This window comes from Streptomyces sp. NPDC022910, from assembly GCF_055561075.1.
The window spans coordinates 1-4,763 of sequence record NZ_JBVHHL010000134.1; the positions used below are offsets into that span (position 1 = coordinate 1).

Here is a 4,763-nt window from a genome sequence, read left to right on the forward strand (position 1 = left end):
GAAGGAATCCTGCAACGAACCGGCCCCGGCAGCTACAAGCTCCCCAACCCAACCGATTTGACCTGCGGCGTTTCCGCTTAACTGCCGGGCATTGGCCCAGGGCCAGGTGGTCTCGATCCGCAGGTAGCGGCGGCGGGCGTGGGTGGAGAGGCGGGCGGGCAGGTGGTAGAGGCGGAAGCGCATGGTGTCCGGCTCGGCGTCGGCCAGGTCGTCGATGTCGTGCAGGGTCAGTAGCCGCACCCAGGCGTCGAGGTCGGCGGCGAGGTTGGCGGCGAGCATCCAGCCGCGGTTCACTTCCCAGGAGGCGGAGGGCAAGTTGCCCAGCCCCATGGCCTTGTTGGTGCGCACCCGGTCTTCCACGGACGCGTGCGAGCGGTGCAGCACGTCCAGGAACTGGGCCTGACCCGAGCCGGCGATGCCCCACATGTGACGGATATTGGTGGCGGTGATGCAGTAGCGCCAGCCGGTCTTCTTCTCGAAGGCGGTCAGTTTCTTCAGGTGCCGCCGGGTGGGCTTGACGCGGCGCACGATCAGCCGCATCCCCTCCGGCCAGCCCTCACGGGTGTTCAGCCCGGTCAACTCGGCGACGAAGTAGCCCTCCTGGAGGCTGCCGTCCTGGTGCACGGAGGTCTCCCACGCGGCCTCGGGCAGTTGGGCGATGGCCCGCTCGTCGTCATCGGTGATCTTCCAGCCGACGGTGTAACGCACCGTGCGCCGCGTGGTGTTCAGCGCCTCCAGGTGTTCCAGCAGGCCGTGGGTGGCTCCTGCCCCGTCCACCCTGACCAGGATCTTCGCGGTGGAGGAGCCGGGGATCTGGGTGAGAGCGTCGGTGAGCACGGCGATCTGGTCGGCCACCGTGTTTGCTCCGGCATTCCCCGGCCGCAGGACCATCGCCAGCGACTCGGTGGTGTTCGCGCACCACGCGGCCAGCGGATGAAACCCAAATGTCTTCTTGAACGTGACCGCCGCCCCGGCCTTCTTGGACGCCGCCGTGATGACGGTGGCGTCGATGTCGATGACGATCCAGCCGGTCAACCGCTTGCCTGCCACCATCAGCCACGGGAAGCCGCCCGGCCGCAGGTGCAGCAGGCTCCACACCTGCCGGCGAACCCGCGCCCGCACCTTCGCGATCTTCGCCAGGGCCGGCTCGTCGAGCGCGCCCAGCGTGCGGCGTGCGGTGGAATCCGAAGCCGCCGGCCCGAACAGCGGCCCGTGGTGCAGTTGGAGCTGCTCGGCCTCCGATAAGTTCGCCGCCCCCAGCACGATCGCGATAGCCAGGTGCACCAGTACCCCGGCGCGGTCCCGCCAGCTGGCCACTGTGCTGGACGGCAGCACCCTGGCCAGCGCCCACGTCAGGCCCGTGCGGTCCGCGCACCGACGCAGCAGCACTGTCCCGGAATGCCCGATCAGCCTCTTCCCGTCAGCCACCACGGACAGCCGGCGGTCCCACCCTGTACGCTCGCTCACCAGGAAGGTGCCTTGCTCTCTGCTACGGATACGACCTAGACACTCGCATCCTTGCAGGTCAACGGCACCTTTCTGCTATCGGGGCATCAGACCACCCAATTCCGCTGAATACCCAGGGTTGAGTGCAAAGCGCCACGACGTCCTGCGGGACTTCGAGCGGTTCTGCAACTCCCATCGGCCGCATCAGGGCATCGCGAACGCCCGGCCGCTGCACCCTTTGCCTGGGGCGATCACCGATCCAGGGCGGATCGCCCGCCTCGACATACGGAGGCGTGAACGCCTGGGCGGCATCCTTCACGAGTACGAACATGCCGCGTGACGGGCGCAGGTGCCGACTCGTCCGTCCGGCCGGGGATGTCCCGATGCTCCGGAGTGGCCAGCGGCGGGAACACTGCCGGGTATGACGGGCTTCACGTTGCGCCCACCTGCGCCATTCGGCAAGATCAATTCGTCAGCGTATTCAGCCGGAAGGGGCATGACGTGCTGGTTTCCCTGGTGACTCTCAAGATCAAGCCGGACCGGCGTCCGCGGTTCCTCGCGGCCGTTGAGGACAACGCCACGTGCTCGGTACGTGACGAGCCTGGGTGCCTGCGCTTCGAGGCCTTCCAGGACACCACCGACCCGGACACCTACCACCTCGTTGAGGTCTTCCGGGACGAACAGGCGGTGGCCGCACACCGCGAGACCGCTCAGTACGCCCGGTGGGCGAAGGCATCGCAGGAGTTCCTCGCCAAGCCCCTCACCGTGGTGCAGGTTCGTGACGTCCTGCCGCTGACCCTGCCGTCCTGAAGCTCCTGCTGAGAGATGTGCGGACCTGCCACGACATCCCTTGCCATCTCCGTCTGAAGGTGCGCGACGAGCGTCCTGCTGCCCGGCGGGAGCGGCCGCTTCCGCCGGGCAGCAGGGGGCGGCCTCGGTGATGGCGGGTGACGGGGGCGTTCAGCTCTGTCAGTAGTGGATGGTGCCGAGAGCGCCGCCGCCCGCAGCCAGAGCGTCGCCGTTGAGGGCGATGCTGAGGGGGCTTGCCAGGAAGGCGACCACGGACGCCACCTCCTCGGCGGTGACCAAGCGGCCGATGGACACCCCCGCTGCCAGCTCCCGCTCGACCTCAGCACGCCCAGCACCCGGGCGTGGGTGAGCTTGCCCCACCGCAGCTGACCGGCCCATACCCCACCGAAGGCGCGGAGCGGGAAGCGGCGCCCGACAAACGCCGAGACGACCGCGTAGGCCGAGCCGCCCGCGGCGAAGCCGGCGAAGACGTCCCGGATGGCGGCCTGCACCTCCGCGTCCGGGTCGATTACGCACCGTCCCTCGTCGTCGTAGACGTAGCCCACCGGCAGCGGGAACCGCAGCTCGCCGCGCTCGGCCGCGGCCCGCTTGGCCCCCTGCAGCCGGGAGGCGAGGATGCAGTTCGGCCTCGCTCATGCTGCCTTTGAGCCCCAGCAACAGGCGGTCGTTGATGTCCGCCAGGTCGTAGACGCCGTCGCCGTCGACCAGCAGCGTATCCGTCAGCCGGGCCAGCTCCAGCAGGCGGGCGAAGTCCGCCGAGGAGCGGGCCGGCCGAGAGACCTCCAGCCCGAAGATCGCCCCGACCTCGCCCAGGCAGACCTGGGTGACCACCTCGCGGAAGCCTTCCCGGTCGGCGCCGAACTTCCCCGAGACCCCCAGGTCCGTGTCGATCACCCGCACGTCCTCGCGGGCCCACCCCAGCTCCACCGCCCGGTCGGCGAGCGCGTACTGCCGCAGCGTGGACTCGGTATTTTCCCGGACCTGGACGACCGTCGACTGACGCAGGTAGACGATCGCCGTCCGGGAGCGATGAGACCCGCTGATCTTCCCCTGGCCGTTCACGGCCGCCTCCCAGCACGGACTCGACCATGTTGGCCAGCACCATCACCGTCTCGCGTCCCGCCCCCGAATCCGACATCGCCCCTCGCTCCCGCCCACGCCAGGGCACCCGTGCGATACGACTGCTGTCCCATCAGGATCCGCCCCCCTCCACCGCGGCACCACGGCTCACCAGGGCATCCACCAGCGCACGTGCGGCACTCAGCCCCTCGACCGAGAGCCGGTGAGACGCAGCCTGCAGCCCGCGATCGGTCCACTCCTGCGGGAGCGTCACGCTCCGGCCCGCGCCGCGCGCGCAGACGAAGACCAGCCCACCGCCCCGGCGCTTGACGTACAAGATCTCCAGCTGCTGGCCGAACAACACATGGAACGGGTGCGTGACCTGCAACGAACCCAAAGACTGCCTGGACGATGCGGCACTATGCGACGTCCTTCGGGATCCCCAGCCGACGGCGCTTGGCCGTCCCCGGCTTGGGGATCATCCGTTCCCGCACGGGAAGCGGGCGGAAACTACGGTCCTTCAGATCGGACCGCACCTCGTTGAGGAAGACCTCAACCCCTTGCTTGTCCTCTACGGAGCGAGCGGTCTGCCCGTCCACTCCGGCCGAGCGGGCGCCCCTGTTCCTTCGCACCCGATCCCACGCGACCAGTAGGAACGCGGGATCGGCAACGAGATTGAACAGGTCATCGAACCGGCGATCACGATCGTCGGTCGCCCAACAGTGCAGCTTGGTCTGCATCTCCAGTACCCGGCGCTCGGCCTTGAGCAGCGCGAACTCCAGCGCGTCGGTATTCACCAGCGGCCTCCCGGCATTGCAGCATCCTCCCTGCCGACTTGCTGGCCCCCTTCGCCATGTACGGAGCTTTCCTCCGCTCGGACTACTACGGGGCCTCCGCCCCACCTGCGGCCCTCAGCCGGCAACGGGCTGGCCCTCCGCCGCCGGACCGGCTGTCGGAGAAGAAGGGCGACCGCAGGCGGTTCCCACGTTCACCATGTGCCGATCGGCCAGGTCGGCGTCCCGCTACTACCCCGGCAGCATCACCACGCCTACGCCGCAGACCTTCAGCGTGGCCTCCCCACCGGCAGTTGGAGACCGGCTTCGGAGTTGACCACCCCTGCTGAAGCGAGCAGTCACGCACTGCACCCCGGGCCCATATCCGCCAGGTTGGAGCCCGGTGCAAGACTTACGGGGCTTTACACGGATTCCTCTTCGTACGCCTTCTGGCCTTGCTTGCCGAACCCGACGCGTCTGGCAGTACCGCGCCGTCCCGGCGTTGTCAGGGCTGCTTCCCGTCCTCACCGGCGTTCCCCGGCTCGGACTACCCTCAGCTTCTACCCGGCCGCTGCGACGGCCCGGCGGTAGAGTAGGGGTCGGACCGGGGCGCGGTACTGGCCTTGCGACCAGCCCGTTTCCCCGGCCCGCCCTCCGCACCGGACATGCGACTCT

General features: G+C 68.9%; 6 protein-coding genes. 2 read left to right on the forward strand and 4 right to left on the reverse strand.

The window, feature by feature from the left end; genetic code table 11:
• Positions 1-1,467: IS1380 family transposase (locus tag ACZ3TS_RS42475; protein ID WP_467628474.1), on the reverse strand; the 1,467-nt coding region annotated here is incomplete at its 3' end.
• A gap of 118 nt (positions 1,468-1,585) precedes the next feature.
• Between ACZ3TS_RS42475 and ACZ3TS_RS42480 the strand changes: the two genes are divergently transcribed.
• Both ACZ3TS_RS42480 and ACZ3TS_RS42485 read left to right on the forward strand, forming a co-directional pair.
• Complete coding sequence (locus tag ACZ3TS_RS42480) at positions 1,586-1,786, forward strand: hypothetical protein (protein ID WP_467628477.1); 201 nt, start codon at positions 1,586-1,588, stop codon at positions 1,784-1,786.
• 161 nt (positions 1,787-1,947) lie between these two features.
• Positions 1,948-2,256: a putative quinol monooxygenase gene (locus ACZ3TS_RS42485; RefSeq protein WP_467628480.1), complete on the forward strand. Its 309-nt coding sequence runs from the start codon at positions 1,948-1,950 to the stop codon at positions 2,254-2,256.
• 159 nt (positions 2,257-2,415) lie between these two features.
• Here the strand turns inward: ACZ3TS_RS42485 and ACZ3TS_RS42490 are convergent, their stop codons facing one another.
• The 3 genes from ACZ3TS_RS42490 to ACZ3TS_RS42500 all read right to left on the reverse strand — a co-directional run bounded on the left by ACZ3TS_RS42490 (position 2,416) and on the right by ACZ3TS_RS42500 (position 4,112).
• Positions 2,416-3,318: a recombinase family protein gene (locus tag ACZ3TS_RS42490; RefSeq protein ID WP_467628483.1), complete on the reverse strand. Its 903-nt coding sequence runs from the start codon at positions 3,316-3,318 to the stop codon at positions 2,416-2,418.
• A 130-nt stretch (positions 3,319-3,448) separates the two neighbouring features.
• The gene (locus ACZ3TS_RS42495; RefSeq protein WP_467628486.1) at positions 3,449-3,712 is read right to left on the reverse strand and encodes a DUF5372 family protein; all 264 of its coding nucleotides are present in this window, start codon (positions 3,710-3,712) and stop codon (positions 3,449-3,451) included.
• A 22-nt stretch (positions 3,713-3,734) separates the two neighbouring features.
• Complete coding sequence (locus ACZ3TS_RS42500; RefSeq protein ID WP_467628489.1) at positions 3,735-4,112, reverse strand: hypothetical protein; 378 nt, start codon at positions 4,110-4,112, stop codon at positions 3,735-3,737.
• Between the last annotated feature and the right edge of the window lie 651 nt (positions 4,113-4,763).